The organism is Pseudoxanthomonas sp. JBR18, assembly GCF_028198165.1.
GTDB lineage: Bacteria > Pseudomonadota > Gammaproteobacteria > Xanthomonadales > Xanthomonadaceae > Pseudoxanthomonas_A.
In genome coordinates this window covers 1,097,851-1,123,793 of sequence record NZ_CP116339.1, presented here as the reverse complement: position 1 = coordinate 1,123,793, position 25,943 = coordinate 1,097,851, and the positions used below count along the sequence as shown (strand labels likewise).

Here is a 25,943-nt window from a genome sequence, read left to right as displayed (position 1 = left end):
CCCTGCCTTCCTGCGATGCTCGGCTCGCTTTACGGCTCAGACAGGGAAGGCAAAAAGCTGACGGCAACGGCAACAACTCGAAAGCAACGACAGCAACAACAGCAGCAACAGCTAAGTTCAAGGACAAAGGCTGGCGCGGTTCAGCCCAGCAGTGCCACGACCCCGATGTTGAGCAGATACCCGCCGCCCATCAGCAGCACCCACAGGATCAAGGCCAGCAGCAGCGGCCGTGCGCCGGCCTGTTTGATCGCGCCCCAGTGGGTGCGCAGGCCCAGTGCGGCCATCGCCATGGCCAGCAGCAGCGTATCCAGCAGCAGGATCGCATCGAGCACCGGCTTGGAGAGCAGGTGCAGCGAGTTGAAGCCGGCCACCACCACGAACAGGATCGCGAACCACGGGATCGTGAGCTTGGTTGCCTCGGCGCCGGCCGCCGTCTGCGCGCCGCGCTTGAGCCACGCGCCCAGGATCAGCAGGAACGGCGCCAGCAGCATGACCCGCAGCATCTTCTCGATCACCGCAGCGGCGCCTGCCTCGTCGCTGACCGAGCGCCCGGCCACCACTACCTGTGCGACCTCGTGGATGGTCGAGCCGGCATAGACGCCATAGGCATGCGCATCCAGCCCCAGATGCGGATACATCCACGGATAGACGAACATGCCCAGCGTGCCGAACACCACGACCGTGGCCACCGCGACGGACACCTTGTGTGCCTGCGCCTTGATCACCGGCTCGGCGGCCAGCACGGCGGCGGCACCGCAGATCGCGCTGCCAGAGCCGATCAGCATCGCCGTCTCGCGGTCCATCTTCAGCAGCCGCGTGCCGATCCAGGTGGCCGTGCAGAACACGCCGCAGACCACCACCAGGTCGATCACCAATCCGGCCAGGCCCACGCCCATCACGTCTTGGAAGGTCACCCGGAAGCCGTACAGCACGATGCCCGCGCGCAGCAGCATGCCCTTGGCGTAGTCCACGCCGGCCCCGGTCCTGGGTGCGATGGCCGGGAAGGCGGTGTTGCCCAGCACGATACCGATGACGATGGCCAGGGTCAGCGCGCTCAGGCCGGCGGTCTGGGCCCAGGGCAGCTTGGACAGGCCGATGCCGGCCAGGGCGACGGCCAGGACCAGGGTCAGGCCCGGCCAGAAGCCGGGGCTGCGCATCGGGCTGGCGAGCGGATGGGTGGCGGTGCTGGACATGGCGATCTTGGCGCTGAGGCAAGGAGGGATGCAGGCATCCTCCGCCCGGGCCTAGAATGCGTCCAATACATCATTCTCACGATTCCATGAATCCAGCTCATGGCTTGAATCTGCATCTGTTGCGCGTCTTTGCCGCGGTGGTCGAACACAACGGCTTCTCGCGCGCGGCCGAGGCGCTGTTCGTCAGCCAATCGGCGGTGTCCAAGGCCCTGCGCGAGCTGGAACACCAGCTCGACCTGCCGTTGATCGATCGCTCCGGCGGGCGCGGCGTGCGCCTGACCGAGGGCGGGCAGGCGCTGTATCGCCACGCGCGCGGCATCTTCGCGATGGAGCGGGCGGCCATGGACGAGGTGCGCGAACGGGTCGGGCTGCGCCGCGGCGGGCTGCGCATCGGGGCCAGCACGACGGTGGCCGCGTACTGGCTGGCCGAGGCCTTCGCCGCGCATGTGGTGCGCCAGCCGCAGCTGGACAGCGCCCTGGAGGTCGGCAACACCGAGGAGGTGGTCGCTGCGCTGATCGACTGTCGCATCGATGCCGGGTTTGTCGAAGGTCCGGCGCACGACGAGCGCATCGTGGCCACGCGCTGGCGCGAGGAGCCGCTGCAGGCGGTGATCGCCGCGCAGGCACCGTTGGGACAGGCGCGACGGGCCAGTGCCAAGCAGCTGGCAGCACAGTGCTGGCTGGTGCGTGAGCCCGGCTCGGGCACGCGCGAGGTCGCCGAACACCTGCTGGCTGCGCGCGGCATCACCCCGGCACGCAGCGTGGAGATCGGCGGCAACGAGGCCATCGCCCGCGCGGTGGCGGCCGGCGCCGGGGTGGCGATCCTTCCGGCCGCCGTGGTGGCCGATTTCATCGCCGATGGCCGACTGCGCGCGCTGGGGCTACCCGACGGCCCGGCCCTGCAGCGTCCGCTCTATCGCCTGGAGCTGGGCAACCGCCCGCGCTCGCCGGCGCTGGAGGCCTTCCTGCAGGCGCTGGAAACGGCCTGAGCGCGCGCGTTCGCCCTAGCCGCCGCGCCGCGCCGCGCCGATCGCCGCGACACGGGCCTTGCGCAGCGCTTCCCCGATCTGCGGACCCTGCAGGCCTTCGGCTACCAGGTCGCGCGCGTTGACCGACAGTGCGGCGGCATGGAGCCGCTGCAGCATCGCGCCCTGCGGATAGGCATCGTGCGCGCTGCCGGCACGGCCACGCTTGTCGCATTCGCACACCGTCGCCAACTGGGCGATGCGCGCAGGCCGGCGGAAGGCGTCGCAGCGGGTCAGCAGCTCGAGCACGGTGGCATCGCGCAGTTCGTCCAGGCGATGCACGTTGAGATGCTCGCGGCAGGCGATCAGCGCCAGGTCGCGGTGTTCGGCCGGCACCTTCAGCCGCGCGGCCAGTGCCTGCAGCGGTTTGATTCCGGCGCGCTCATGGCCGATGTGGCGTGGCAGCACGTCGGCCGGCGTCAGCGCCTTGCCCAGGTCATGCGTGAGCGCGGCGAAGCCGATCAGATCGTCGCCCGGGGCCAGGTGCGCGGCCATGTCGCTGACCAGTTCCTGGTGCACGCCGGTGTCGATCTCCGGATGGAACTCGGCCCGCTGCGGCACGCCGTACAGCGCCTCCACTTCGGGCAGCACGTGGCGCAGCGCGCCTGCCTCGTGCAGCGTGCGCAGGAACGCACTGGGCTGCTTGGAGGCCAGCGCGCGACGCAGCTCCTGCCACACCCGCTCGGGCACCAAGGTGTCCAGCTCGCCGCTGTCGGCCATCTGCCGCATCAGCGCCAGTGTTTCGGGGGCGACGGTGAAGCCCAACGGCGCAAAGCGCGCCATGAACCGCGCCGCGCGCAGCACACGCAGGGGATCTTCGACGAAGGCCGGGCCGACATGGCGCAGCACGCGTGCGGCGATGTCGCGCGCCCCGCCGTAGGGATCGACCAGCGTGCCATCGGCGTCGCGGGCGATCGCATTGAGCGTGAAGTCGCGGCGCTGCAGGTCCTCTTCCAGCGTCACCGAAGGGTCGGCATCGACCACGAAGCCGCGATAGCCGCGCCCGGACTTGCGCTCGGTGCGCGCCAGCGCGTGCTCTTCCTGGGTGTCCGGATGCAGGAACACCGGGAAGTCCTTGCCCACCGCGCGGAAGCCCTGCGCCTCCATCTGCGCCTGGGTGGCGCCGACCACCACCCAGTCGCGATCACCGGCGGGCAGGCCGAGCAGGGCATCGCGGACCGCGCCGCCAACCAGATACGTCTTCATGCCGTCCATAATCGCCCGCGTGGGGCGAAACGTCAGCCTTCCTCGTTCTGTGCCGAGGTCGCGCCGGGGCAGGTGAAGCCCTTGCGCCGTCCGTCCAGGCGGCCGGCCATGCGCTCGCTCAGTGACAGCGCATCGTCGTTGAGGCGCCAGTCGTAGATCACGCTGAAGGCCAGCACGCGCGCGACGTATTCGCGCGTTTCCTTGTAGCTGATGGTCTCGATCCAGATGTCCGGATCGAAGCCGGGCCGCTGCGACTGCCAGCGCGCGGTGGGCGTGGGCCCGGCGTTGTAGGCGGCGATGGTCACGTAGGGGGCGCCGTACTTGTCTAGCAGCTCGCGCAGGTAGGCCGTGCCGATGGCGATGTTGGTGTCCGCGTCGTACAGGCTGGGGGCGCCGTCGTAGGCGATGGCCTGGCGGCTGGCCACCGCCGCGCCGGTGCCCGGCAGCACCTGCATCAGCCCGCGGGCATTGGCCGGCGAGCGCGCGGCCGGGTTGAAGATGCTCTCGGCGCGGATCTCGGCGGCGATCCAGGCCGGGTCGAGCGCGTTCTTCTTCGCCTCGCGGCGGATGGTCGCGTCGTGGTGCAGGGGAAAGCGCAGGGTGTAGAGCTGCAGTTCGCCCGGCTGCTTGCCCAGCGAGAACACCGCCCGATCGAACCAGCCGTTGTCCTGTGCGACCTCCACCGCCATGCGGCGCTGGTCGTCGTTGAAGCGGGTCAGGGCGTCCTTCCATTCGGCCACCGCCCAGGCGGGCTGGTCCAGCTTCCACAGCTCCATGGCGCGGATCAGCGCCGGGTCGCGGGCCACGGCTGCCCGGGCCTGTGCGCTGTCGTGCGGGATGACCGGGCACAGCGCATAGGCCTGGCCCAGGTGATCGGCCGCCAGGAAGCCGTGGTAGGTCGCGCTGCGTGCGGCGCGCGCGTAGAACGGGCGCGCGTCGTCGGGCAGACCGGTCTTGTCCAGCATGCGCGCTTCGAAATACGACCAGCGCGGGTCCTGGCGCTGACTGGCCGGCATCGCGCGGATGGCGGCCAGCGCCGCGGGCCAGTCGCCGCGCGACAGCGCTTCGCGCACCTGCCATTCGTGCAGGCGTTCGTCGTAGGCCGATGCCGGCACTGCGGCCAGTCGTCGCGCAGAATCGGGCAGGTAGGAGGCCACCGTCCACAGCGCGATCTGGTACAGCACCTGACCGCGCTGGGTGTCGTCGAGCTTGAGCGCCTGCACGTACTGCGGCAGCAGGCGCTCGGCGGCATCGGGGTCCTTGCGGGCCAGCTGCGCCAGGCCATTGGCGGCGATCTGACGGCTGCGGTCCGAGCGATCCCAGGACAGGGCCTGCGCGCTGGGTGCATCGAGGAAGCTGGCATACGCCACCGCCTGGCTGCGCTGGCTGGCCGGCAGCCCGCTGGCGGCAAAGCGCATCACGCCGGTCTGGCCTTCGGCGGCGGCTGCGTCGATGCGCGCCCAGCGCAGGGCGTCGGTCAGCTTGCCCTGGCTGTCGAGCGCGGCGAAGACCGGGTCGCAGCCATCGGGCAGCGAGCTGCTGCCCGCGCGCCAGATGGACTGGGCCTCCTCGACCCAGCTCGCATCGGTGCGTCCCAGCACCCACTGCGCCTGCAGGCGCGCACAGCGCAGGGCCAGGTTATCGGTGGGCTGCCAGGCCGCAAGAAAGTCGCTCCAATCCTTCTGCCGCGCCAGCGCCGGCAGCCACGCGCTGCGGAAGCTGGCCGCCACCGGCTGGCCGGCGTAGCGGCGCAGGAAGTCCTGCGCCTGGGCGACCCCGACATCGTCGATGTTGCGCCGCAGCTGGGCGTATTCGATCCAGCCGCGCAGCGGGCTGTCGGCCAGGGCGGGGTTGCGCAGGGCGTCGTCGGCCTGGCCGCGCTGGGCGTTCTCCAGTGCGGTGCGGACCAGGGGGCGCTGGGCGTCCAGGTCCTGGGCATGGGCCATCGGCGCGAGGGCCAACAGGGCGGTGAAGCTGCAGAGCAAGGCGGTGCGCATCATGCCGGCGATGATAAGCAGGCGCGCATGAATCGCTTTTTTGCATGCCGGCGCGGGCCGCAGCCGACAGGCGCAGCACGTGCGGAAAGACGCAGGCACAGGCCATTGTGCCGCCATGGCGGCTCGCGCGACTTCCTCGTGCCGCTACTGCTTGAGCGCCGCGACCGGGACGTCGATGTCCAGGGCCAGCGCCAGATGGTCGGAAAAGGCCGCCGGCAGCGCGCGCGCGTTTTCGTGCACCAGGTGGTCGGTGACCAGGATGTGGTCGATGGCGCGCGCCGGCTTCCAGCTGGGAAAGGTGGGCACGCAGAAGCTCGGCGGTCGCAGGTGGGTGCGGCTGTAGAGCAGCTCCATCTCCGGCACGTCGGGCACGCAGTTGAAGTCGCCCATCAGCACCGCGTGCGGATGGCTGGCCAGCAGCTCGGCGATGAAGGCCAGCTGCATCCGTCGCGAGCCGTTGCCCAGCGACAGGTGGGCGACCGCCACGACCAGACCTTCGTCGCCATGGCCGAAGTGCGCCAGCAGCACCCCGCGCCCTGCGATGCGGCCGGGCAGGGGGTGCATGTCGACCTTGACCGGCTGCAGCTTGCTGAGCAGGCCATTGGCGCTGCCCGCCACCCGGGCCACGTTGCGATTGGGCTGGTGGCTCCAGTGCTTGAACCCCGCCTGCTCGGCCACGTAGTGGGTCTGGTTGGTGAAGCCCGAGCGCAGGCTGCCCGGGTCGGCTTCCTGCAGACCGACGATGTCATGCTCCCCGGCGAGCTGGGCGATCGCGTCCAGGCTGGTGCGCTTAGCGCCGACCGGTAACGCGTGCGACCAGCTGCGGGTGAAGTAGTCGCTGTAGCGGCGGGTGCTGGAGCCGGCCTGGATGTTGGCGCTCAACATCCTCAGCCGGCGCGGGGGGGCAGACACGTCGGACATCGGTGGGCCTTACTGCGCCTTGGCGGCCTGACGCTCGCGTGCGATCAGGTGGTCGGCGATGCGCAGCACTTCCGGATAAGGCTTCTGCTTGATCAGGTACTTGCCGCCCACGATCACCGACGGGGTTCCGCCGATCTGCGCGCGCAGGATGAACTGGTTGGCCTTGCTCATCCGCCCGGCCACCGCGAAGCTGCCCATGGCCTGCTTGAACTGCTCGGCGCTCACGCCGTACTTGGTGTACCACTGGGCGACCTTGTCCGCATCGAAGGGTTCACCCTCGCCCGGCAGGGCGTGCTCGACGTGGATGGCCTGGAACATGGCGTCATGGCTCTGCTTGGCGATCCCCAGCGATTCGGCGGCGTAGAAGACCTTGGCGTACTCGCGGAAGTCCGGACGGAACTGTGCCGGCACGTAGACCACCCTCACGTCGGCCGGCTGCTTGGACTTCCACTGGTTGAACAGCGGCTCGAACTGCGCGCAGGCCGGGCAGATGTAGTTGAACGCCTCGACCACTTCCACCTTGCCGTCGGCCGGCTCGAAGGGCTGGCCATCGGTGATGACCGTGTAGTCCTGGCCCTCGACCGGGGCCGGGCCCTGCGGCGGCACGATCGGGTTGTTGTTGGGCTGGTCCGGTGCGGCGGCCTCGGCGGTGGCCGGGGCGCTGCTGGCCGGCGGCTGCGAGGTGGCCGGTTCGGCCGCTGGGGCGCTGGTTGCGGGCGCGGCGGTTTCGGTCGTCGGCGCGGCGTTGGACTCGGACTTGGAGCAGGCGGCCAGCACGGGCAGCAGGGCCACCAGGGCCAGGGCGAAACGGGTCTTCATGTGCAACACACTCCTGGATCGTCGATACGGGCACCGGTCGGCATGATGCCAACCGGCGTGTTCATTTCAGATGTGGATGTTATTTGGCCGCGGCCAGCTCGCGCTGGATCAGGTAGTCGGCCACCTTGAGGACGTCGTCGGGGCTGGCGACCTTGATCCGGTAGCGGCCGTTGACGACCAGGGTCGGGGTCCCGGTGATGCCGCTGGCCATGCCGAATTCACGGGCATGCTGCAGCTGCTGGGTCACCCGCGGCGACTCCATCGTGGCGGCGAACTTGGCCGGGTCGACGCCGTATTGGGCGTAGAAGCGGCCGATCTCCTCATCGCCGGCGTTCTGGATCGGCAGCTCGCCGGTGTCGTGCAGCGCACGGAACATCGCCGCATGGCTCTGCTTGAGCACGCCCATCTGCTGGGCGGCGTAATAGGCCTTGGCGTAGGGAATCCAGTAACCGCCGAAGGCGGCCGGCACCGGGGTGACGCGCACGCTGGCCGGCTGCTTCTTCTCCCAGGCTTCCAGGACCGGCTCGAAATGCGCGCAATGGATGCAGACATAGCCGAATACCTCCGCCACCTCGACCTTCTGCTTGCCGGTCAGCGGCGCGAACGGCTTGCCGCCGGGGATCACGTCGTAGTCTTCGCCTTCGACGGGCTGGGTGGGCGAAGCGCAGGCCACCAGGGGCAGCAGGGCGAGCAGGGTCAACAGCAGCAGGCGGGGCTTCATACGGGAGGGGTCCTTCCGTGATCGGGGTGGGGAACGGGATTGTCCGGGAAAAACGACGACGCCGGCCATGGTGGGGCCGGCGTCGAGCGTGACGAGGGTGACAGCCGGCGTGTCGCCGGCGGCTTGGACCCTAGGATTGCTGGGTTGGTTCCGCAGCGGCCGGTGCCTCGGCGGGCGCCGGGGCGGACGCCGAGGGTGGCGCGGTCCCCGCGTCCGCCGCCGCCGCATCCAGCGCGCTGTCATGCAGGCCCTGGATATAGCTGGCCAGCGAAGCGATTTCCTGCTCGGTCAAGGGCTTGGCGACCTGGGCCATGATCTGGAAGTGGGCCGGATCCTTGTAGGCGGTGGTGCCGGCCTGGTACTCCTGCAGGCGCCGGACCACGTAGTCCTGCGGCTGGCCGCCGATGTGCGGATACGGCGGGCCGGGATTGCCGGCGCCGCTGGGGCCGTGGCAGGCCATGCAGGCCGGGATGCCGCGCTTGGCGTCCCCCCCGCGGAACAGTGCCTGGCCGACTTCGTAGAACTTCTCGCCCTTGTACGGACCGTCGGCGATGACGCTGTCGTCGGCCACGCCGGCCCCGGCCTTCTGTTGGGCGAAATAGGCGCCGACGTCACGCATCTCCTGCGGGCTGAGCGACTGGGCGAACGGCATCATCACCGCCGCCATGCCAGACGTGCGCTGACCGGTGGCGAACAGCGCCAGCTGCTGGGAGATGTAGCGCTCGCCCTGGCCGGCCAGGCGTGGGTACATCGGCGTGGGCGGATTGCCGTCGGCCCCGTGGCAGGCCGCGCAGGGCGCGGCCTTGGCCGCGCCGGCTTGCGGATCGCCCCAGTGGGTCTTGGCCAGATTGATCTCCAGCGGCTGGGCCTGGACTGGCGCGTTGTCAGGCAGCGCTGTCACGCTGGTCTGGGCGTACGCGGCACAGGCGGCCGCGGCAATGGCAAGACAGGACAGTCCCAAGACGCGAGCGTGGCGCATTAGCTGGAGCTCCGTGGTTCCCTTTGGATCGCGCGCCGGCATGCGCCGACGCGAAGCCGGCCGATTATCGTCATGGCGCGCGCAGGCGGTCAATTTCGCCGCCCGCCGCCGCGCCCGATTCGGCGTGTTGAAGCGTTTTGGCGTCCGGTTCGCGGCAAAACGTGGCGCGGTGCAGCATGGGATCGCTCACCGGCGCGCATCCCCATGCGATCCTATGGGCATGGCCGTCTCCAACTATCTCAACGCCGCGCACTATCTGCTGTCGGCCCACAACGCCCGCCAGCTTCCGCCCGATGCCGGGCTGGAAGTGGCCTTCGCCGGGCGCTCGAACGCCGGCAAGTCCAGCGCCCTCAACGCCCTGGCCGGCCACAACGCGCTGGCGCGCGTGTCCAAGACGCCGGGGCGCACCCAGCAGCTGGTGTTCTTCGAGGTCAGGCCCGAGCGCTGCCTGGTGGACCTGCCCGGCTATGGCTATGCCAAGGTGCCGATGGACCTGCAGGCGCACTGGCAGGCGTTCATCGATCAGTACTTCGCCACCCGCCAGGCCCTGCGCGGCCTGGTGGTGGTGATGGACATCCGCCATCCGCTCAAGGACTACGACCGGCAGATGCTGGGCTACGCGGTCCAGCGCGGCCTGCCGGCGCACGCATTGCTGACCAAGGCTGACAAGCTGGGGCGCGGCCAGCAGGCCCAGACCATGGCCGCGGTGAAGAAGGAGCTGTCCTCGGCGTTCGGCGACACCGTCAGCCTCCAGGTGTTCTCCTCCGAGTCCAAGCTGGGCGTGGACCAGGCGCGGACCGTGGTCCAGCAGTGGCTCGAGCTGCTGCCGGCGCCGGTGGCCCCGGAGCCTCCGGAAGCCTGAGGCGTCAGGCGAGCTGGAACAGCCCCCCGATCAGGTGCGCGGCGGCCATCGCCAGCGCGCCCCAGAAGGCCACCCGCAGCGCGCCGCGCAGGACCGGCGCGCCGCCAGCCCACGCGGCCAGGCCGCCGGAGACCAGCAGCGCGACCAGGGTCGCCACGACCACGGCCACGCGCGCGTGGTCGGCGACCACGATGGCGGCCAGCAGCGGCAGCATCGCCCCGGCGGCAAACGCCGCGGCCGATGCGGCCGCCGCCTGGACCGGACGCGCGCGCAAGGTCTCGGTGATGCCCAGTTCGTCCCGTGCATGGGCCCCCAGGGCATCGTGTTCGGTCAACTGCTGGGCGACCTGCCGGGCCAGCGCCGGCTGCAGGCCCCGCTGCTCATAGATGCGGGCCAGCTCGTCGAGTTCGCTGGCGGGGTCTTCGTCCAGCTCGCGCTTTTCCAGCACCAGGTCGGCCCGCTCGGTATCGGACTGGGTGCTGACCGACACGTACTCGCCTGCGGCCATCGACATCGCACCCGCGACCAGGCCGGCCACGCCGGTGGCCAGCAGCGTGGTCGCGCCGGCGCCCCCCGCGGCCACCCCGACCATCAGGCCGGCGACCGAGACGACGCCGTCGTTGGCGCCCAGCACCGCGGCGCGCAACCAGCCGGTGCGGTGCGCGCGATGGGTTTCATGGTGGCGGGTCTGTTTCATCGTGGAGGGGCCGGCGGCGGAGGGTCGGAGCGTAGCGGCTCTGGCGCCGGCATCGCGGAGTGCGATCCCTGGTGCGAATGCGAACCGAATGCGATCGCTGGCCTGCCGTGGCGTCGCCACCGCGGCTGCATCCGGCCATGGAATGCAGCAACCGGCTAGGGGCAACGATCTGGCGGTGCCGGGCCGGTATAGTGCGGCCCTTGCGAAGGGTGTGCATGCCGGACACGGATCGCCCGACCCCATCCACCGTCGATTGCGAGCCGCCCTTTGTCCAGCCCCAGCCACGTTGCCGATACGCCGATCACCGACCTGTCGCAGCTGGTGGAATATTCCGCCGCCGGCGCACGCCCGCGCGCGGACTGGCGCATCGGCACCGAGCACGAGAAGTTCGGCTTCCGCACCGACGACCTGCATCCGCCAGCGTTCGACGGCGAGCGCGGCATCGAGGCGCTTCTTCGCGGCCTGACCCGCTTCGGCTGGGAGCCGGTGGAAGAGAATGGCCGCACCATCGCCCTGCTGCGCGACGGTGCCTCGGTGACATTGGAGCCTGCCGGTCAGCTGGAACTGTCCGGCGCGGCGCTGGAAACCATCCACCAGACCTGCGTGGAAGTCGGGACCCACCTCAAGGAGGTGCGCACGGTCGCTGACGAGCTGCAGCTGGGTTTCCTGGGCATGGGCTTCCAGCCCAAGTGGCGCCGCGACCAGATGCCGTGGATGCCCAAGGGCCGCTACCAGATCATGAAGTCCTACATGCCCAAGGTCGGCCAGCTCGGCCTGGACATGATGACCCGCACCTGCACGGTGCAGGTCAACCTGGACTACGGCTCGGAGGCGGACATGGTGAAGAAGTTCCGCGTCTCGCTGGCGCTGCAACCGATCGCCACGGCGCTGTTCGCCGATTCGCCGTTCGTCGAAGGCCAGCCCAACGGCTACCTGAGCTACCGCTCGCACATCTGGACCGACACCGACGCCGATCGCACCGGCATGCTGGATTTCGTGTTCGAGGATGGCTTCGGCTTCGAGCGCTACGTCGACTACCTGCTCGACGTGCCGATGTACTTCTCCTACCGAGACGGCATCTACCACGATGCCTCGGGCCAGAGCTTCCGCGATTTCCTCAAGGGCAAGCTGCCGGCCCTGCCTGGGGCGCTGCCGACGCTGCGCGACTGGTCGGACCACATGACCACCGCCTTCCCGGAGGTGCGCATGAAGAAGTTTCTGGAAATGCGCGGCGCCGACGGTGGTCCCTGGAATCGCCTGTGCGCGCTGCCGGCGTTCTGGGTGGGCCTGCTCTACGACGATGCCGCGCTCGATGCGGCCTGGGACCTGGTCAAGGACTTCACCCGGGAAGAGCGCCACGCGCTGCGCGACGGCGTGCCGCGCCAGGCGCTGAAGCTGCCCTTCCGTGGCGCGACGGTGCGCGAACTGGCCATCGAGGCGCTCAAGATCGCCCAGGCCGGCCTGCGCCGGCGCGCGATCCACAACGCGCAGGGCGCCGACGAGTCGGGCTTCCTGGATGCGCTGGTGGAGATCGCCGACGCCGGCCAGACCGCGGCCGAGCGCAAGCTGGCGTTGTTCCACGGCGCGTGGGGCGGCAGCGTGGATCCGGTGTTCCGCGAGTTCGCCTACTGAGCCTTGCGCAGAGGGTCGGGCTTGCGCAGACGCTGGATCAGCGCTCGATCTTGGCCCGAGGCAGCGTCACCCAGGCGCGCAGGCCGCCGCCTTCGCGGTTGGTCAGGCCGATCTCGCCACCATGGGCCAGGACGATGGCGCGCGCAGCCGACAGGCCCAGGCCGATCCCGCCGGTTTCCTTGTTGCGTGAGTTCTCGCCGCGAAAGAACGGCATGAACAGCTTGTCGCCCAGCCTGGGATCGATGCCCGGGCCGTCGTCGTCGATCTCCAGGCGCGCATGCCCGTCGATCTGACGGACTCGCACCCGGGCACGCTTGCCGTATTTCACCGCGTTGCCGATCAGGTTGCCGACCACGCGCCGCAGCGCCAGGGGATCGCAGTCCAGGATCGCGCTGTCGCCGGGTTCCAGGGCCACGTCCTGTCCGATATCGGCGGCGTCGTCGACCACGCTCTCGACCAGATCCTGGAAATCCACGCGTTCGCGTGGACCGCTGCGCGACTGGTCGCGCAGGAACTCCAGGGCCACGGTGATCATGTGCTTCATCTCGTCGATGTCGGCCGTGGCGCGCTCGCGCAGCGGCGAATCGATGTCGTTGAGGCGGAAGGCCAGGCGTGCCAACGGCGTGCGCAGGTCGTGGGCGATCGCGCCGACCATGTGCGTGCGCTCGGCCACCATCCGGCTCAGGCGGGCCTGCATGGCATTGAACGAATCGGTGGCCAGCACGATCTCGGCCGGCCCGCGGCGCTCCAGCGGAGGCGCATCGGGGTCGCGGCCCAGTCGGTCCGCGGCGGCGGCGAATTCCCGGATGGGAGCCGACAAAGCCCGTGAGAACCACCACGCCAGCGGCAGCATGAGCAGCAGGCCCAGCGCGAACAGGATCGCCAGCTGCAGTTTGAAGACATTGGAGAGGGTCAGGCCGTTGTAGCGCACCACGCGCCAGCTACCGTCGGTCTGCTGTGCGGCCGCCACGAACCCTTCGGACAGGACGTCACGTTGGCCGAAGGCCATGCCCCGGCCGTCCTCGGTGCTGTCTGTTCCCACCGGCTGGGTCACTGGGGCATCGGTGACCGTCAGGTCCGCTGGCGGGTCGGGCTGGGCGGGCGCGGCGTCGCGCGGGGTGCTCGTGGACGGCGCGCCGTCCGGCTCGGTGCGTGGCGTCCGCCTGGCCCAGGGCGGGCCATGGCGCAGCGGTGGGGGAATCACCATCTCCGGCTGGTCCAGGGGCGCCTGGCCAAGGCCATGGAGCTTGGGCCGGTAGAAATGGACCTGCGCCACGGGCTGGCCCATCCAGTCGGCCAGCACCGCGCGCATGCGCGGGTCTTCCACCCCCATCCGGTCGGTGGGGGCCGGGGGCGTGGATTCGTCGCTGACCGAAACGTCCTTGCTCGACGCCGGCATGCGCGTGGACAGCAGGGCGACCACTTCCGGCAGTTGCACCGGCGGGTTGTAGACCGGCGTACGCATGAACAGCAGCGCCAGCCCAATGCACTGGGCCAGCAGCAAGGCTGCCGCAAGCAGCATGAAGGTCCGGGAGAAGATCGAGCGGCCGGAGCGGCCTCCGGCCGCGTGGATCACAGACGTGTGACAGCTGGCAGCAGCATGTAGCCTTCGTTGCGGACCGTCCGGATCAGCTCGGCATGGCCGCGGCCATTGATCTTGCGGCGCAGGCGGCTGACCTGGCTGTCGATGGCGCGGTCGAAGACCTCGGTGCCACGGCCACGGGCCAGGTCCAGGAGCTGATCGCGGCTGAGCACGCGCTGGGGGTGCTCGACGAAGGTCCGCAGCAGCGAGAACTCGCCGTCGGACAGGGTGATATAGGTCCCGCTGGGATCGCGCAGGTCCCGGCGCACCGCGTCCAGGCGCCAGCCGCCGAACTCGTACTGGCTGCCCCGCACCTCAGGCGCCGTGCCGAAGGCCTTCTGGCGGCGCAGCAGCGCACGGACGCGGGCCAGCAGCTCGCGCGGGTTGCATGGCTTGGACAGGTAGTCGTCGGCGCCGACTTCCAGGCCGACGATGCGGTCGGTGTCGTTGCCCAGCGCGCTGAGCATCAGCACGGCCGGCCCGTTGCCGGAGTTGAGCCGCCGCGCCACGCTCAGGCCGTCTTCGCCGGGCATCATCACATCCAGGATGATCAGGTCCGGGCGACCCTTTTCCAGGATCTCCCACATGTCCTTGGCGCTCTCCGCCTCGTCCACGAGATAGCCGTGGCCGATCAGGAAGTCGACGGTGAGCCGGCGCAGATCCGGGTCGTCGTCAACGACCAGGATGCGAAATTCAGGGTCCATGTCAGCGAGGATGGCGTTCATGACGGGATTGATAGCGCGCAAGTGTAGGCAGCGTTTGTCAAGACGGCAAAGTATCGACATGGAGGTTGCGCCGTCAGACAGGCGGGCGTGTGCCGTCTTTGGCCGGGCCGGGGTGGCAACGACCCGCCCGGTTCGGTCTCGACCCGGGCACCTGCTTGCGCGCTTTTGCGCCAGGCCGCGTCCCCGTGCGGTTGGGCTTGTGGGCGGGTATGGGCGTCGTATACTGGGGGTGAGTATCGAGGGCCGCCGCTTTGCCGCATTCCGTTGAAGAGAAACGTAAGGTCATCGCCCGGCTGCGCCGTATCCGGGGGCAGGCCGAAGCCTTGGAGCGCGCCCTGGAAGCGGGGGCTGACTGCGGCCCGGTGCTGCAGCAGATCGCGGCCATCCGCGGCGCCGTCAACGGGTTGATGTCCGAGGTGATGGAAGCCCATATCCGCGAGACCTTCGACCATCCCGCCGCCGACGAGGCCCAGCGCGAAGCGCGGGTCATCGAGATGACCGGCCTGGTGCGGTCCTACCTGAAGTAACGGCGCGCCCCACGCCCGCCCTGCGCCCCCACATCCCTTTGCCATCCTTGAGGAGGTTGCCATCATGAAGTCCCGTGCCGCCGTTGCGTTCGGCCCCGGCAAGCCGCTGGAAATCGTCGAGATCGACGTCGCCCCGCCCAAGGCCGGCGAGGTGCTGGTCAAGATCACCCATACCGGTGTGTGCCACACCGATGCCTTCACCCTGAGCGGCGATGACCCGGAAGGGCTGTTCCCCGCCGTGCTGGGACACGAGGGCGCCGGCATCGTGGTCGAGGTCGGCGAAGGCGTCACTTCCGTCAAGCCGGGTGACCATGTGATCCCGCTGTACACCGCCGAGTGCGGCCAGTGCCTGTTCTGCAAGTCGGGCAAGACCAACCTGTGCACCTCGGTGCGCGCCACCCAGGGCAAGGGCGTGATGCCCGACGGCACCACGCGCTTTTCCTACAACGGCGAGCCGATCTACCACTACATGGGTTGCTCGACTTTCAGCGAGTACACCGTGGTGGCCGAGGTCTCGCTGGCCAAGATCAACCCGGACGCCAACCCCGAACAGGTCTGCCTGCTGGGCTGCGGGGTGACCACCGGCATCGGCGCGGTGCACAACACCGCCAAGGTGCAGGAAGGCGACTCGGTGGCCGTGTTCGGCCTGGGCGGCATCGGCCTAGCGGTCATCCAGGGCGCGCGCCAGGCCAAGGCCGGGCGGATCTTCGCCATCGACACCAACCCGTCCAAGTTCGAGCTGGCCAAGCAGTTCGGCGCCACCGACTGCGTCAACCCGAAGGACTACGACAAGCCGATCCAGCAGGTCATCGTGGAGATGACGACCTGGGGCGTGGACCACACCTTCGAATGCATCGGCAACGTCAACGTCATGCGCGCGGCGCTGGAATGCGCGCACCGCGGCTGGGGCCAGAGCGTGATCATCGGCGTGGCCGGCGCGGGGCAGGAGATCTCCACCCGTCCGTTCCAGCTGGTGACCGGGCGCAAGTGGATGGGCACGGCCTTCGGTGGGGTGAAGGGCCGCACCCAGCTACCGGGCATGGTCGAGGATGCGATGAAGGGCGAGATCGAGCTGGCCCCGTTCGTGACCCACACCCTGCCGCTGGATGACATCAACCAGGCCTTCGACCTGATGCACGAAGGCAAATCGATCCGTACGGTGATTTCCTACTGATCCATCGCCGTGCGCTTGGGCGTGCGGAAGCCTTCCGCACGTTTTTCTGTCTGTACCACGGGAGGAAGCAGATGAGCGCTCCATCGATACATCCGAGTGTGGATCAAGGCGTCAAGAAAGGAACCGCAGGCTTCAGTGGCGGCACCCTGCAATGCAGGTGCGGCAGCGACAAGGTCGAAGTGAGGGTCGACTCCAATGTCGCGCACAACCATGCCTGCGGCTGCACCAAGTGCTGGAAGCCCGAGGGAGCGGCGTTCTCGGTCGTCGGCGTGGTGCCGCGCGACAAGCTCGCCGTCACCGCCAACGAAGGCAAGCTGTCCATCGTCGATGAAAAGGCGGCGATCCAGCGGCATGCCTGCAAGGCCTGCGGTACGCATCTGTATGGCCGCATCGAGAACAAGGACCACCCGTTCTATGGGCTGGACTTCATCCACGTGGAGCTCTCGCCCGAGTCGGGCTGGGAGGAGCCGCGCTTTGCCGCGTTCGTCTCGTCCATCATTGAGGGCGGCGGTGCGCGGCCCGAGCAGATGGACGATGTGCGCGCCCGCCTCAGCGAGCTGGGGCTGCCACCCTACGACTGCCTCAACCCGCCGTTGATGGACGCCATCGCCACCCACGTGGCCAAGCGCAGCGGCGTGCTGCAGTAGCGCAATCCAAGCGTGGCGGGCCGCTCGTCGGCCCGCCGCGCCTTTTCAAGGAATTCCCATGGAACGCATCGAACACCGCGCCGTCAACGGCGGTTGGCAGGACGTGTATCGGCATCGCTCGGCGGTGCTGGACTGCGAGATGAACTTCGCCGTCTACCTGCCGCCGCAGGCCACCACCGGCAAGCTGCCGGTCCTGTACTGGCTCAGCGGGCTGACCTGCACCGAACAGAACTTCATCACCAAGGCCGGCGCGCAGCGCTACGCCGCCGAGCATGGCGTGATCATCGTCGCCCCCGACACCAGCCCGCGCGGCGACGATGTCGCCGATGCGGACGGCTACGACCTGGGCAAGGGGGCCGGCTTCTACGTCAACGCCACCCAGCAGCCGTGGGCAGCGCATTACCGCATGTACGACTACATCGTCGAGGAATTGCCGGCGCTGGTCGAAGCGCATTTCCCGGCCACCGACGCGCGCTCGATCTCCGGTCACTCGATGGGCGGCCACGGCGCGTTGGTGATCGCGCTGAAGAACCCGCAGCGCTACCGCAGCGTCTCGGCGTTCTCGCCGATCGTGGCGCCCACGCAGGTGCCGTGGGGCGAGAAGGCCTTCACCGCCTACCTGGGCGAGGACCGCGCCGCCTGGAAGGCCTACGACGCCACCGAACTGGTCAGGACCTCCACGCCGCACCTGCCGCTGCTGATCGACCAGGGCGACGCCGATGAGTTCCTGGAAGGCCAGCTCAAGCCGCAGCTGTTCGTGCAGGCCGCCGAGCAGGCCGGCTACCCGGTCACGGTGCGCATGCAGCCCGGCTACGACCACAGCTACTACTTCATGGCCAGCTTCATCGGCGAGCACATCGCCCACCACGCTGCCGCCCTGCGCGGCTGAGGTGGCCAGCGACGCCGGAGCGCCATGGGCGCGGGCGTGGAGGTGACACTCAGGCGAGCAGCCAGTCGGTATAGGCAAAACGTCCGTCGCGCAGCACCGTCTGGCCGCGGCGCAGGGCGATCGGTGCGTTGAACATCGGCCCGTCCCACACGCAGGTATGGAACTCCCCGCGCTCGCCGCAGGGGTCGACCGAGGCGGGCAGGGCCTCCAGCAGCGCGTGATCGAAATCGTGTCCGGCAACGCCCGCGTCCAGTTGGGTCGTGTCCACGCAGCACAGGCCGGCGCGCAGGCCGCCGGCCAGCATCGTGCGCGCCAGGCCGGCGGTCTCCAAGCCGAACAGCGGCGTCACCACCTCCCAGCCCAGCGCGCCGAGGCGCTGCACGCGGTAGTCTCGAATGTCCTGCAGAAACAGATCGCCGAACGCGGCGGTGCGCAGCGCCGGCCACCGCGCTTGGGCGCGCTGCAATGCGTTGGCCATCGCGGCGTCGTAACCGGCGTTGTCGCCGCCGGCGGCGATGTCCTGTTCGATCAGCGGCAGACCGGCGGCAATGGCCTGCGCGCGGATGACTTGCCGGCGCACGCCCTGCATCGAGGCGCGGTCGTATTCGGCGGTGATCGTGGTCAGCAGCGCGACGACCTCCACGTCATCGCGCTGGCGCAGCGCATGCAGCGTCCACGCCGAATCCTTGCCGCCACTCCAGGCCAGGATGAGTTGGGTCTTGTCAGTCATGAATTCGCACGTCTTGCGTTCAAAGTTGGGTGCTGGCCAGGGTGCCCAGGTGGCGCAGCGCGGCTTCCAGGCGCGCATCCCAGGGCAGGCCGCAGCTCAGGCGCACGCAGTCGCCGTAGTCGCCGCGGCTGGAGAACAGGGTGCCGGGCGAGATACCGATGTTGTCGGCCAGCGCCGCTTCGAACAGCGCCTGCCCGTCGCCGCCCGGCGGCAGCTGCAGCCACAGCGACAGGCCACCGCTGGGCGCACTGCAACGGGTTCCCTCAGGCCAGTGGCGGACGATGGCGTCGCGCATGCGCTGGCCGTTGTCGGCCACCGTGCGCCGCAGCTTTCGCAGATGCCGCTCCAGGCCGTGGCGGGCGAGGTAATCGGCCACGGCCAGCTGCGGCAGGCTGGCGCTGCTGCAGCTGGAAAAGTATTTGGCGCGCGTCAGCGCATCGGTCCAGCCCGCGCCGGCGAGCCAGCCTACGCGCAACCCTGGCGCCAGCGTCTTGGAGAACGAGCCGCAGGTGATCACCTTGCCGGTGGTGTCCCAATGGCGCAGCGGCAACGGGCGCTGCCCGGACCACGCCAGCTCGCCATAGATGTCGTCCTCGATCACCACCGTGCCATGGCGCGCGCAGCTGGCCACCAGTGCCGCCTTGTCCACATCGGAGGTCAGGCCGCCGGTGGGATTGCTGAAATTCGGCACCAGCACCGCCGCGCGCACTGGCGTGTGCTGCAGCAGGCGGTCCAGTCGCGCCACGTCGATGCCATTGCCCAGGCGGCTGGGGACTTCCAGCACCTTCAGGCGCAGCGCGGCGATTGCCTGCAGGATGCCGTAGTAGGTCGGGGTCTCGACAAGCACCACGTCGCCCGGCGCGGTGACCGTACGCAGCGCCAGGCTGATCGCCTCCATCGCCCCGGCGGTGACCACGACTTCCTCGGCCGTCATCGGCGTGCCGATCTGTTCGTAGCGCAGGGCGATCCGGCGGCGCAGCGCCGCGTCGCCCTGCGGTGGCGCGTAGTCGAAGCTCGCGGTCGGACGCCGTCGCAGCACGCGGGCCAGCGCCGCGCTCAACGCGGCGTGGGGCAACAACGATGCATCGGCGACCGCCGCGTGCAGGGGCAGCAGGCCGGGACGTTCGGGCAGCTCCAGCAGATCCTGCAGCGCAGGGTTGTCAACCATGCCTGGCGCGCGTCGGCGTGGCGCCGATGCGATCGGGGCGGCAGAGGGCGCGGCATGGACGAAGTAGCCCGAGCGCGGTCGTGCCTGCACCAGACCTTCGCGCTCCAGCTGCAGGCAGGCCTGTACCGCCGTGGCCGGGCTGATCTGGTGTGCCCGGGCGAGCTGGCGCACCGACGGCAAGCGCTCGCCGGCGCGCAGCGTGCCCTGGGCGATCTGCCGGCGCAGGCCGGTGGCGATGGTCTCGTAAAGCAGCATGTCGTTCCCGCATCTGTACCGGTGCACTTTCAGGATAACTGAATCTGTATTGCATGCGCGGCCCGACCTAGCCTGTGGTTCCCTTCGCAGGAACCAGCGCCATGTCCTCTCCCGCCCCCGATCCCGCTGCGTCGCGCGCTGCGCTATGGCAATTGCTGTTGGGCGAGGTGCTGATCGGCTCGGTGGGCGTATTCGTCCACGAGAGCGGCCAGGATCCGGTGACTGCCGTGTTCTATCGCTGCCTGTTCGGCGCGCTGTTCCTCATCGCCTGGGGCGTGGCGCGCGGCCACCTGCGCGGGCTGTGGCAAGATCGCGCGCTGCTGCGTGGCGCGGTCATCTCCGGCGTGCTGCTGGTGCTCAACTGGGTGGCACTGTTCGCCGGGATGGCACGCTCGTCGATCGGCGTGGCGACGATGGTCTATCACTTCTTCCCGTTCGTGATGCTGATCCTGGCCGCGCTGTTGCTGGGCGAACGCACGCGGCCGGCGGACTGGGGCTGGACCGCGCTGGCCTTCGTTGGCGTGATCGGTTCGGCCGATCCATTGCGCCTGCTGCGCCAGGCCGATGTCGGCTATCTGTCCGGTATCGGCCTGACCTTGCTGGCGGCACTGCTGTGCGGCGCGTCGCTGCTGATGTCGCGCAGCGTCGGCCGGCAGCGGCCGTTCGCCGTGGTCACGGTGCAATGCTGTGTTGGCACCTTGATGCTCGGCGCATTCGCCTCGCCCGCCGCGCTGCATCCGGGCCCGCACTGGTTCTGGCTGGTCGGCCTGGGCGTGATCCACAGCGGCATCGTTTACGTGCTGTTCTATTCATCCTACCGGCACCTGCCGGTGGCGACGATCGCGGTGGTGGCCTTCGTCTATCCGCTGGTGACGCTGGTGCTGGACTACGCGCTCTACGGCCATCGCCTGGACGCGGTGCAGCTGGCGGGCCTGATCCTGATCGTGGTCGGCACGCTGGGCGTCAATCTGAAATGGCGCCTTTGGCCGCGACGTGCCGCGCCGCTGGACGCGACCTTCTGACGGCAAAAGGCCGCGCCAGGCGCGGCCTTCCCCTACATCGTGGAGCCGCTGCTCAGCGCACGTCGCGCAGCTGCCAGCCGCTGCCGGCCAACAGGCGCAGGCGATGCTTGAGGACCTCGCCAGGGATGCTGGTCTCGGCGACCAGGTCGATATGCAGGTCGTCGACCTGCCCGGTCACGCGTGCGGCCGGATCGACCGCGCCCAGCGCCGGATCGACCTCGTCGGGCTCGTCCTGCGCCGCACGCCAGCGCGAGAACAGGCCATCGGTGCGCAAGGCATCCTGCAGCTGCTGGGCCAGGCCCTCGGCACTGGACTCGCTGAAGCTGAAGGCCGGCTCCGGGCCACGCGCCTGGGCGGGATCGGGCAGGGCAATGTAGAAACGGGGCATGGGTGTCCTCCAACCGGTCTTGAAGGGGCCAAACTAGCCGCAGCCCCGTCAGCGCGCCGTGTTCATGTCGAGAACGTATGCGGTTGCGCGGCGAAACCCACGCCCAGCGCGCCCTTGCCCACGTTGACCATGCCGGTCAGGCTCATCACCGATTCGGTCACCTGCACGCCATGCTCGCTGCAGACCTGGCGCAGCTGCGTGTAGCCGGGCAGGGCCCGCAGCTCGGACAGCTCGCCGCCATAGCCGATGTTGACCACCGGCGTGAGCAGGCCGGCACGCACCTGCTTGCCGGTGAACTCGAACAGCTTCTGCGCAGAGGGCTCGAAGCCCTTGAGCTTGGCCACCGGCTCGGTGACGCCACGGTATGCCCGCAGCACCGGCTTGATGTCCAACGCGCTGCCCAGCGCCGCGCCGATCAGGCCCACGCTGCGGTCGCCCTTGCTGCGGGCGCGGGCGCGGAGGTAGTACAGGTCGCGCGGAATCATGTAGCCGTAGGTGTTCTCGGCCAGCGATTCCAGGCGGGTGCGGATGGTGGCCACGCTCTCGTTGGCCTCGCGCAGGCGCACCGCTTCGATTGCGGTGATGCCCTGGCCGGCGAACAGGTTGAGCGTGTCGATCACCCGCAGCGCGAACGGCGAGCTGTGCCCGGCCGCCTGCCGGATCGGCTTGTAGTCGTTGAGGATCGCGAAGCTGGCCTGCATCGCGTTGTCGTGGATCTGGCTGCGCAGCTTGGAGATGGTCAGGCAGAACACATGGTCGTAGTCCATCACCAGCCGCTGCAGGAACAGGTCTCGGATCTGGTTGACCGAAAACGGCGTGGTCTCGGCTTCATGGCCGCGCTCGGCCACGTGGGCACGCAGGAATTCGAGCGTGGCCTCCTCGTCGCGATGGTCGGCCAGCACCGCCTCGCCGATGCGCACGGTGATGGGCAAGACCACGATGTTGTGTTGCTCGATGAAGTCGGCCGGCAGGTCGCAGGCCGAGTCCACCACGATTCCAATCCGCATGCGTTCGTTCCCCCTCTTGCATGGCGTCTCGCCTGGATGCGCGGCGCTGTGTACCACGGCCGCCGCGCCGCGTCGAACCGCAGCGCAGCGTGACCCTGCCAGGACGGTATTGTGGCCCAGACCTCGCCCCGAGGGCATGCGGATACGTACGGTCGCATGACCATCGCGTCATTGATCCGGTGCGGGTGGTGGCCGCTGCGCAGGGCGCCCGGACATTCGACGGGAGGTTCATGCCCCACCCTTATGCTCGGACGCCCCTTGCGACGGAGTCGACCATGCCGCCACGCCCATCCCTGCACGCCTTGCTGCGCGACGCCATCGGAGCCGTCCGATGAGCACGGCCCCGGCGCTGGCGCAGGAGGTTGTCGAGTTCTGGCGCCAGGCCGGCCCTGAGCGCTGGTTCGCCAGCAACGCCTCGTTCGACCTCAACTTCAAGACCCGTTTCCTGGAGACCCACCATGCCGCCGCGCGCGGCGAACATGCCCACTGGCTGGACAGCGCGGATGGCGCCTTGGCGCTGGTGCTCTTGCTGGACCAGTTTCCGCGCAACGCGTTTCGCGGCAGTGGTCATGCCTTCGCGACCGACGGGTTGGCGCTGGTCTACGCACGAGCCGCCCTGGAGGCCGGCCATGACCAGGCGGTCGACCCCTCCCTGCGTGCCTTTTTCTACATGCCCTTCGAGCATGCCGAGGCGCCGGCCGAGCAGGCGCGTGCGGTGGCGTTGTTCGAGGCGCTGGGAGACGCCAAGTCGCTCCAGTATGCGCACGCGCATCAGAAGGTGATCGCGCGTTTTGGCCGATTTCCGCATCGAAATGCCGCCCTGGGCAGGACCACGACCGCCGAGGAACAGGCCTGGCTCGATGCCGGGGGTGGCTTCTAGTTGTTCGGTGGCGCGGCTGGGTGGGAGCCGCCACGGCGGCGACGGGGCTTTCCCGATGGGTCGTTCAAACCCGAGCCGTCTAAGCCAAAAATCCCTGGTCTGAGGCAGTGCAGGGAAGCCTCATCGCCGCCATGGCGGCTCCCACGGGAAAAGATGGCGCCTGGCCGCTCTTCCAAATCGATATTCCCAAACGACAACACGCTCCTTGCGGGGCGTGTTGCGTAGGCCATGCGCGCGTACGGCTCAGTAGCGCGGGACGTTGGGGTCCACGTCGCTGGCCCAGGCCTCGATGCCGCCCACGATGTTGTGGACATCGGTGAAACCGAGGACGCGGAACTGTTCGGCGGCCTGGTGGCTGCGCCCGCCGGCATGGCACAGGAAGGCGATGCGCGTGTCCTTGGGCAGGGCTTCCAGTTCGGCGCGGCCGCTGCCGTCGAAGGTCTTGAACGGCACGTTGACCGAGGCGATCGCGCGTTCCTCGGCCGGGCGCACGTCCACCAGCAGCAGTTCGCCGGCGGCGACTTGGGCGGCGGCGTCGGTGGCCGCCAGCTGGCTCACCGGGCGCGGTGCATTGGGGTTGTCGATGGCCAGGCCCTTGCCGCGGATGTCGTCGACCCAGTCGATGGTGACGCCTTCGGCGCGGCGTGCGCTGGCCAGGTCGAACTGGATGCGCACGCCATTGGACTCGGCGGCGATCGCGCCGGCATCGAACGGGCCCAGCTGGAAGTTCGGCTGGAACTGCGCATCGATGGCCAGGATCAGCGCGGCGCCCGGGCCGGCGTCTTCCAGGGCATTGGCCAGCATTTCGGCGGCCGAGCTCGTCACGGTGATCGAAGGCGGGGTGCGATCGGGCGCCTGGACGCCCAGCAGGGCGGCCAGCTCGCCGGAGTTGGTCATCTGCTCAATGATGTCGCTGCCCCCGACCAACTCCCCGTCGATGTACAGCTGCGGGATGGTCGGCCAGTCGCCGTAGGCCTTGATGCCCTCGCGGATGTCCTGGTCGGCCAGCACGTTGACGTGGGCATAGTCCACGCCCAGCGTGGACAGGGCGCCGACGGCCTTGGCCGAGAAGCCGCACTGCGGCATGGTCGGCTGCCCCTTCATGAACAGGACCACGCGGTTGGACTGCAGCAGGGAATCGATGCGCGAACGCAGGGCGGGATCGAGGGACATGGCAACACCGGCAGTTGAGCGGACAGGGAATTTTACGCGCGTGGCATGATCGGCGGGATGGAAGCCCGCGCAACGCAGCATCGTGTGCCCCGCACGCCCCGACTGAGGTTGGGGCTGCTGGCGCTATCGCAAGTGGTCGCGGTGGCGCTTTGGTGGTGGCTGGGCTGGCAGGCTGGCCTGGCCCTGTTGCTGCTCAGCCATGCGGCGGTGCTGTGGTCTACCTTCCACCCGCGCTCGCAGTTGTTCTGCCCGGCCCTGGTGCGCCTGCCGGGCGACCAGCCCCGGGTGTGGCTGACCATCGACGATGGTCCCTCCGAGGACACCCTGCCGATCCTGGACCTGCTGGACGCCCACGACGCCAAGGCGACCTTCTTCGTGGTCGGCGCGCGGGCGCGGGCGCGGCCGGACCTGGTGCGCGAGATCGTGCGTCGCGGCCATGGCCTGGGCAACCACAGCGACAGTCACCCGCAGGCGGCGTTCTGGCGCCTGGGCCCGGGACGACTGGAGGCCGAGATCGCCGCCAACCAGCGCAGCCTGGCCGAGATCGCCGGCAGCGCGCCGCGCTGGTTCCGCTCGGTCGTGGGCCACACCAATCCCTTTATCGGCCCGGTGCTTGCGCGTCACGGCCTGACCCGCGTGGCCTGGAGCGCGCGCGGCTTCGACGGCGTGCGCTGCACGCCGGACCAGGTGCTCGCCCGGATCGCACCGGATCTGAAGCCCGGCGCCGTCGTCCTGCTGCACGAAGGTGCGGCGCATGGCCATAACGTGGAGATCCTGCGGCGGGCGCTGGCGGCGCTGAAGGCACGCGGCCTGCATGCAGTGCTGCCGTAATGCGGTGGACTCGTCTGTAGAGCCGAGCTTGCTCGGCGGGGACATGGCCGATAGATAGCCCAGCCGATGTAGCGCCGAGCTTGCTCGGCTAGGGCATGGCCGATAAAGCCCAGCCGAGCAAGCTCGGCGCGACGGGAATCGGCGGGTGGGCGCCTGCATGATCCGGTGGAGATCGGTTCACCGCGCTGTGCCGCGTAGCGCTGGTCAGGCGTGGACGCGCTCGGCCACGATCAACCAGTTGTTGAACGGCGTGTTGCCGTACAGCGGTGAGAAGCGCGCGTGCAGGCCAGCGTTGGCGAGGTGGTGTTCCAGGCTGTCGCGGGTCGGGTAGCTCTTGGGGACTTCCTGCATCCAGCCGGCGAAGTGCGCCATCAGGTCGGTGATCTTGGAGGTGCGGCCGCGGCGGGTGTCATCGCCCAGGGCGGTGCGGATCACCAGGCGGGCGCCGCCTTCCAGCATGCCGGCCATGTGCGCCAGCATGCCGGCCTGCACGTGGTCGGGCAGGTACTGGAGCATGTCCAGGATGGCGATGTTGCCGCGATGCGCGGGCCAGCGCGCGGCCAGGTCCACCACCTCGAAGCGGGTGTCGCGCAGCCCGCTGCGCTGGGCGATGCGCTTTGCGCGCGCGATCTTGTTCGCGTCGATGTCCACGCCGTAATAGCCGCGCGCCTGGCCGTCGGCCTGCAGGGCATGGGCCAGCAGGCCCAGACCGCAGCCCAGGTCCAGGACCGGGCCCGGATGGTCGCGCAGCGCCGCCAGTACGCCCGGGTAGAGCGGGTCAGTGCGTAGCTTGGCGCGGGTGTAGTAGTAGTCGTAGCGGTTGCCCCACGGGCGCCGGGGCAGGAAGGCACGGGCGATGGCCAGGGCCTGTGAGGCGGGCATGGGACGGATGG

26 protein-coding genes are annotated in these 25,943 nt (G+C 69.3%); 10 read left to right on the top strand and 16 right to left on the bottom strand.

Features of this window, described 5'->3' with window-relative positions; all coding sequences use genetic code 11:
* Positions 1-140 precede the first annotated feature (140 nt).
* Complete coding sequence (locus tag PJ250_RS05270) at positions 141-1,193, bottom strand: YeiH family protein (protein WP_271647504.1); 1,053 nt, start codon at positions 1,191-1,193, stop codon at positions 141-143.
* Between the two features lie 86 nt (positions 1,194-1,279).
* Between PJ250_RS05270 and PJ250_RS05265 the strand changes: the two genes are divergently transcribed.
* A complete protein-coding gene (locus PJ250_RS05265) occupies positions 1,280-2,182 on the top strand; it encodes a LysR family transcriptional regulator (protein ID WP_271647503.1) in 903 nt (300 codons plus the stop codon).
* Positions 2,183-2,197: 15 nt separating this feature from the next.
* Here the strand turns inward: PJ250_RS05265 and PJ250_RS05260 are convergent, their stop codons facing one another.
* The 6 genes from PJ250_RS05260 to PJ250_RS05235 all read right to left on the bottom strand — a co-directional run bounded on the left by PJ250_RS05260 (position 2,198) and on the right by PJ250_RS05235 (position 8,861).
* Positions 2,198-3,424: a multifunctional CCA addition/repair protein gene (locus PJ250_RS05260; RefSeq protein ID WP_271647502.1), complete on the bottom strand. Its 1,227-nt coding sequence runs from the start codon at positions 3,422-3,424 to the stop codon at positions 2,198-2,200.
* Between the two features lie 32 nt (positions 3,425-3,456).
* Complete coding sequence (locus tag PJ250_RS05255; protein WP_271647501.1) at positions 3,457-5,424, bottom strand: transglycosylase SLT domain-containing protein; 1,968 nt, start codon at positions 5,422-5,424, stop codon at positions 3,457-3,459.
* 141 nt (positions 5,425-5,565) lie between these two features.
* Positions 5,566-6,333, bottom strand: a complete 768-nt coding sequence (locus PJ250_RS05250; RefSeq protein WP_271647500.1) for an endonuclease/exonuclease/phosphatase family protein — start codon at positions 6,331-6,333, stop codon at positions 5,566-5,568.
* A gap of 18 nt (positions 6,334-6,351) precedes the next feature.
* Complete coding sequence (locus tag PJ250_RS05245; RefSeq protein WP_271647499.1) at positions 6,352-7,161, bottom strand: thiol:disulfide interchange protein DsbA/DsbL; 810 nt, start codon at positions 7,159-7,161, stop codon at positions 6,352-6,354.
* Positions 7,162-7,240: 79 nt separating this feature from the next.
* Positions 7,241-7,882: a thiol:disulfide interchange protein DsbA/DsbL gene (locus PJ250_RS05240; RefSeq protein WP_271647498.1), complete on the bottom strand. Its 642-nt coding sequence runs from the start codon at positions 7,880-7,882 to the stop codon at positions 7,241-7,243.
* Positions 7,883-8,012: 130 nt separating this feature from the next.
* Positions 8,013-8,861: a c-type cytochrome gene (locus tag PJ250_RS05235; RefSeq protein WP_271647496.1), complete on the bottom strand. Its 849-nt coding sequence runs from the start codon at positions 8,859-8,861 to the stop codon at positions 8,013-8,015.
* Between the two features lie 220 nt (positions 8,862-9,081).
* On the opposite strand from PJ250_RS05235, the gene yihA reads away from it, so the two are divergent.
* Positions 9,082-9,723, top strand: coding sequence for a ribosome biogenesis GTP-binding protein YihA/YsxC (yihA, locus tag PJ250_RS05230; RefSeq protein ID WP_271647495.1), 642 nt, complete (start codon positions 9,082-9,084; stop codon positions 9,721-9,723).
* A gap of 4 nt (positions 9,724-9,727) precedes the next feature.
* Here the strand turns inward: yihA and PJ250_RS05225 are convergent, their stop codons facing one another.
* Positions 9,728-10,420, bottom strand: a complete 693-nt coding sequence (locus PJ250_RS05225; protein WP_271647494.1) for a VIT1/CCC1 transporter family protein — start codon at positions 10,418-10,420, stop codon at positions 9,728-9,730.
* A 267-nt stretch (positions 10,421-10,687) separates the two neighbouring features.
* On the opposite strand from PJ250_RS05225, the gene PJ250_RS05220 reads away from it, so the two are divergent.
* Positions 10,688-12,052: a glutamate--cysteine ligase gene (locus tag PJ250_RS05220; protein WP_271647492.1), complete on the top strand. Its 1,365-nt coding sequence runs from the start codon at positions 10,688-10,690 to the stop codon at positions 12,050-12,052.
* A 37-nt stretch (positions 12,053-12,089) separates the two neighbouring features.
* Here PJ250_RS05220 and PJ250_RS05215 read toward each other — a convergent pair whose 3' ends face one another.
* Positions 12,090-13,574 (bottom strand): ATP-binding protein, encoded by a 1,485-nt coding sequence (locus PJ250_RS05215; protein WP_271647491.1) that lies wholly within the window; start codon positions 13,572-13,574, stop codon positions 12,090-12,092.
* A gap of 50 nt (positions 13,575-13,624) precedes the next feature.
* Positions 13,625-14,338 carry a response regulator gene (locus PJ250_RS05210; protein ID WP_271648536.1) on the bottom strand — a complete coding sequence of 238 codons (714 nt, stop codon included), beginning with the start codon at positions 14,336-14,338 and terminating at the stop codon, positions 13,625-13,627.
* Positions 14,339-14,610: 272 nt separating this feature from the next.
* Here PJ250_RS05210 and PJ250_RS05205 point away from each other — a divergent pair, with 272 nt between their 5' ends.
* The 4 genes from PJ250_RS05205 (at position 14,611) to fghA (ending at position 17,596) form a co-directional block, all read left to right on the top strand.
* A complete protein-coding gene (locus tag PJ250_RS05205; protein WP_271647490.1) occupies positions 14,611-14,886 on the top strand; it encodes a metal/formaldehyde-sensitive transcriptional repressor in 276 nt (91 codons plus the stop codon).
* A 64-nt stretch (positions 14,887-14,950) separates the two neighbouring features.
* A complete protein-coding gene (locus PJ250_RS05200; RefSeq protein WP_271647489.1) occupies positions 14,951-16,060 on the top strand; it encodes an S-(hydroxymethyl)glutathione dehydrogenase/class III alcohol dehydrogenase in 1,110 nt (369 codons plus the stop codon).
* A gap of 71 nt (positions 16,061-16,131) precedes the next feature.
* The gene (gene gfa / locus PJ250_RS05195; protein ID WP_271647488.1) at positions 16,132-16,707 is read left to right on the top strand and encodes an S-(hydroxymethyl)glutathione synthase; all 576 of its coding nucleotides are present in this window, start codon (positions 16,132-16,134) and stop codon (positions 16,705-16,707) included.
* 58 nt (positions 16,708-16,765) lie between these two features.
* On the top strand, positions 16,766-17,596 hold the full coding sequence (fghA, locus tag PJ250_RS05190) for an S-formylglutathione hydrolase (protein WP_271647487.1): 831 nt from the start codon (positions 16,766-16,768) through the stop codon (positions 17,594-17,596).
* A 49-nt stretch (positions 17,597-17,645) separates the two neighbouring features.
* On the opposite strand, the gene PJ250_RS05185 is transcribed toward fghA, so the two are convergent.
* Together PJ250_RS05185 and PJ250_RS05180 are read right to left on the bottom strand one after the other, a co-directional pair.
* Positions 17,646-18,326: a Dph6-related ATP pyrophosphatase gene (locus PJ250_RS05185; RefSeq protein WP_271647486.1), complete on the bottom strand. Its 681-nt coding sequence runs from the start codon at positions 18,324-18,326 to the stop codon at positions 17,646-17,648.
* Between the two features lie 19 nt (positions 18,327-18,345).
* Positions 18,346-19,749 carry an aminotransferase-like domain-containing protein gene (locus tag PJ250_RS05180; RefSeq protein WP_271647485.1) on the bottom strand — a complete coding sequence of 468 codons (1,404 nt, stop codon included), beginning with the start codon at positions 19,747-19,749 and terminating at the stop codon, positions 18,346-18,348.
* 101 nt (positions 19,750-19,850) lie between these two features.
* On the opposite strand from PJ250_RS05180, the gene PJ250_RS05175 reads away from it, so the two are divergent.
* Entirely contained in the window at positions 19,851-20,771 is a 921-nt protein-coding gene (locus PJ250_RS05175) for a DMT family transporter (RefSeq protein ID WP_271647484.1), read from the top strand.
* Between the two features lie 52 nt (positions 20,772-20,823).
* Here PJ250_RS05175 and PJ250_RS05170 read toward each other — a convergent pair whose 3' ends face one another.
* Together PJ250_RS05170 and PJ250_RS05165 are read right to left on the bottom strand one after the other, a co-directional pair.
* Complete coding sequence (locus tag PJ250_RS05170) at positions 20,824-21,159, bottom strand: hypothetical protein (protein WP_271647483.1); 336 nt, start codon at positions 21,157-21,159, stop codon at positions 20,824-20,826.
* Positions 21,160-21,221: 62 nt separating this feature from the next.
* Positions 21,222-22,166 (bottom strand): DegV family protein, encoded by a 945-nt coding sequence (locus tag PJ250_RS05165; protein WP_271647482.1) that lies wholly within the window; start codon positions 22,164-22,166, stop codon positions 21,222-21,224.
* A gap of 331 nt (positions 22,167-22,497) precedes the next feature.
* Here PJ250_RS05165 and PJ250_RS05160 point away from each other — a divergent pair, with 331 nt between their 5' ends.
* Positions 22,498-23,046 (top strand): DUF924 family protein, encoded by a 549-nt coding sequence (locus PJ250_RS05160; protein ID WP_271647481.1) that lies wholly within the window; start codon positions 22,498-22,500, stop codon positions 23,044-23,046.
* A gap of 243 nt (positions 23,047-23,289) precedes the next feature.
* Here PJ250_RS05160 and grxD read toward each other — a convergent pair whose 3' ends face one another.
* The gene (gene grxD, locus PJ250_RS05155; protein WP_271647479.1) at positions 23,290-24,219 is read right to left on the bottom strand and encodes a Grx4 family monothiol glutaredoxin; all 930 of its coding nucleotides are present in this window, start codon (positions 24,217-24,219) and stop codon (positions 23,290-23,292) included.
* A 57-nt stretch (positions 24,220-24,276) separates the two neighbouring features.
* Between grxD and PJ250_RS05150 the strand changes: the two genes are divergently transcribed.
* Complete coding sequence (locus tag PJ250_RS05150; protein ID WP_271647478.1) at positions 24,277-25,050, top strand: polysaccharide deacetylase family protein; 774 nt, start codon at positions 24,277-24,279, stop codon at positions 25,048-25,050.
* 204 nt (positions 25,051-25,254) lie between these two features.
* On the opposite strand, the gene PJ250_RS05145 is transcribed toward PJ250_RS05150, so the two are convergent.
* Entirely contained in the window at positions 25,255-25,932 is a 678-nt protein-coding gene (locus tag PJ250_RS05145) for a methyltransferase domain-containing protein (protein ID WP_271648535.1), read from the bottom strand.
* Positions 25,933-25,943 lie beyond the last annotated feature (11 nt).

Excerpts from the sequence above, each read along its gene's own strand:
- PJ250_RS05270 (WP_271647504.1), bottom strand. The coding sequence starts at position 1,193 with ATGTCCAGCACCGCCACCCATCCGCTCGCCAGCCCGATGCGCAGCCCC.
- PJ250_RS05265 (WP_271647503.1), top strand. The coding sequence starts at position 1,280 with ATGAATCCAGCTCATGGCTTGAATCTGCATCTGTTGCGCGTCTTTGCC.
- PJ250_RS05260 (WP_271647502.1), bottom strand. The coding sequence starts at position 3,424 with ATGAAGACGTATCTGGTTGGCGGCGCGGTCCGCGATGCCCTGCTCGGC.
- PJ250_RS05255 (WP_271647501.1), bottom strand. The coding sequence starts at position 5,424 with ATGATGCGCACCGCCTTGCTCTGCAGCTTCACCGCCCTGTTGGCCCTC.
- PJ250_RS05245 (WP_271647499.1), bottom strand. The coding sequence starts at position 7,161 with ATGAAGACCCGTTTCGCCCTGGCCCTGGTGGCCCTGCTGCCCGTGCTG.
- PJ250_RS05240 (WP_271647498.1), bottom strand. The coding sequence starts at position 7,882 with ATGAAGCCCCGCCTGCTGCTGTTGACCCTGCTCGCCCTGCTGCCCCTG.
- PJ250_RS05235 (WP_271647496.1), bottom strand. The coding sequence starts at position 8,861 with ATGCGCCACGCTCGCGTCTTGGGACTGTCCTGTCTTGCCATTGCCGCG.
- yihA (WP_271647495.1), top strand. The coding sequence starts at position 9,082 with ATGGCCGTCTCCAACTATCTCAACGCCGCGCACTATCTGCTGTCGGCC.
- PJ250_RS05225 (WP_271647494.1), bottom strand. The coding sequence starts at position 10,420 with ATGAAACAGACCCGCCACCATGAAACCCATCGCGCGCACCGCACCGGC.
- PJ250_RS05215 (WP_271647491.1), bottom strand. The coding sequence starts at position 13,574 with ATGCTGCTTGCGGCAGCCTTGCTGCTGGCCCAGTGCATTGGGCTGGCG.
- PJ250_RS05210 (WP_271648536.1), bottom strand. The coding sequence starts at position 14,338 with ATGGACCCTGAATTTCGCATCCTGGTCGTTGACGACGACCCGGATCTG.
- PJ250_RS05200 (WP_271647489.1), top strand. The coding sequence starts at position 14,951 with ATGAAGTCCCGTGCCGCCGTTGCGTTCGGCCCCGGCAAGCCGCTGGAA.
- gfa (WP_271647488.1), top strand. The coding sequence starts at position 16,132 with ATGAGCGCTCCATCGATACATCCGAGTGTGGATCAAGGCGTCAAGAAA.
- fghA (WP_271647487.1), top strand. The coding sequence starts at position 16,766 with ATGGAACGCATCGAACACCGCGCCGTCAACGGCGGTTGGCAGGACGTG.
- PJ250_RS05185 (WP_271647486.1), bottom strand. The coding sequence starts at position 18,326 with ATGACTGACAAGACCCAACTCATCCTGGCCTGGAGTGGCGGCAAGGAT.
- PJ250_RS05180 (WP_271647485.1), bottom strand. The coding sequence starts at position 19,749 with ATGCTGCTTTACGAGACCATCGCCACCGGCCTGCGCCGGCAGATCGCC.
- PJ250_RS05175 (WP_271647484.1), top strand. The coding sequence starts at position 19,851 with ATGTCCTCTCCCGCCCCCGATCCCGCTGCGTCGCGCGCTGCGCTATGG.
- PJ250_RS05170 (WP_271647483.1), bottom strand. The coding sequence starts at position 21,159 with ATGCCCCGTTTCTACATTGCCCTGCCCGATCCCGCCCAGGCGCGTGGC.
- PJ250_RS05165 (WP_271647482.1), bottom strand. The coding sequence starts at position 22,166 with ATGCGGATTGGAATCGTGGTGGACTCGGCCTGCGACCTGCCGGCCGAC.
- PJ250_RS05160 (WP_271647481.1), top strand. The coding sequence starts at position 22,498 with ATGAGCACGGCCCCGGCGCTGGCGCAGGAGGTTGTCGAGTTCTGGCGC.
- grxD (WP_271647479.1), bottom strand. The coding sequence starts at position 24,219 with ATGTCCCTCGATCCCGCCCTGCGTTCGCGCATCGATTCCCTGCTGCAG.
- PJ250_RS05150 (WP_271647478.1), top strand. The coding sequence starts at position 24,277 with ATGGAAGCCCGCGCAACGCAGCATCGTGTGCCCCGCACGCCCCGACTG.
- PJ250_RS05145 (WP_271648535.1), bottom strand. The coding sequence starts at position 25,932 with ATGCCCGCCTCACAGGCCCTGGCCATCGCCCGTGCCTTCCTGCCCCGG.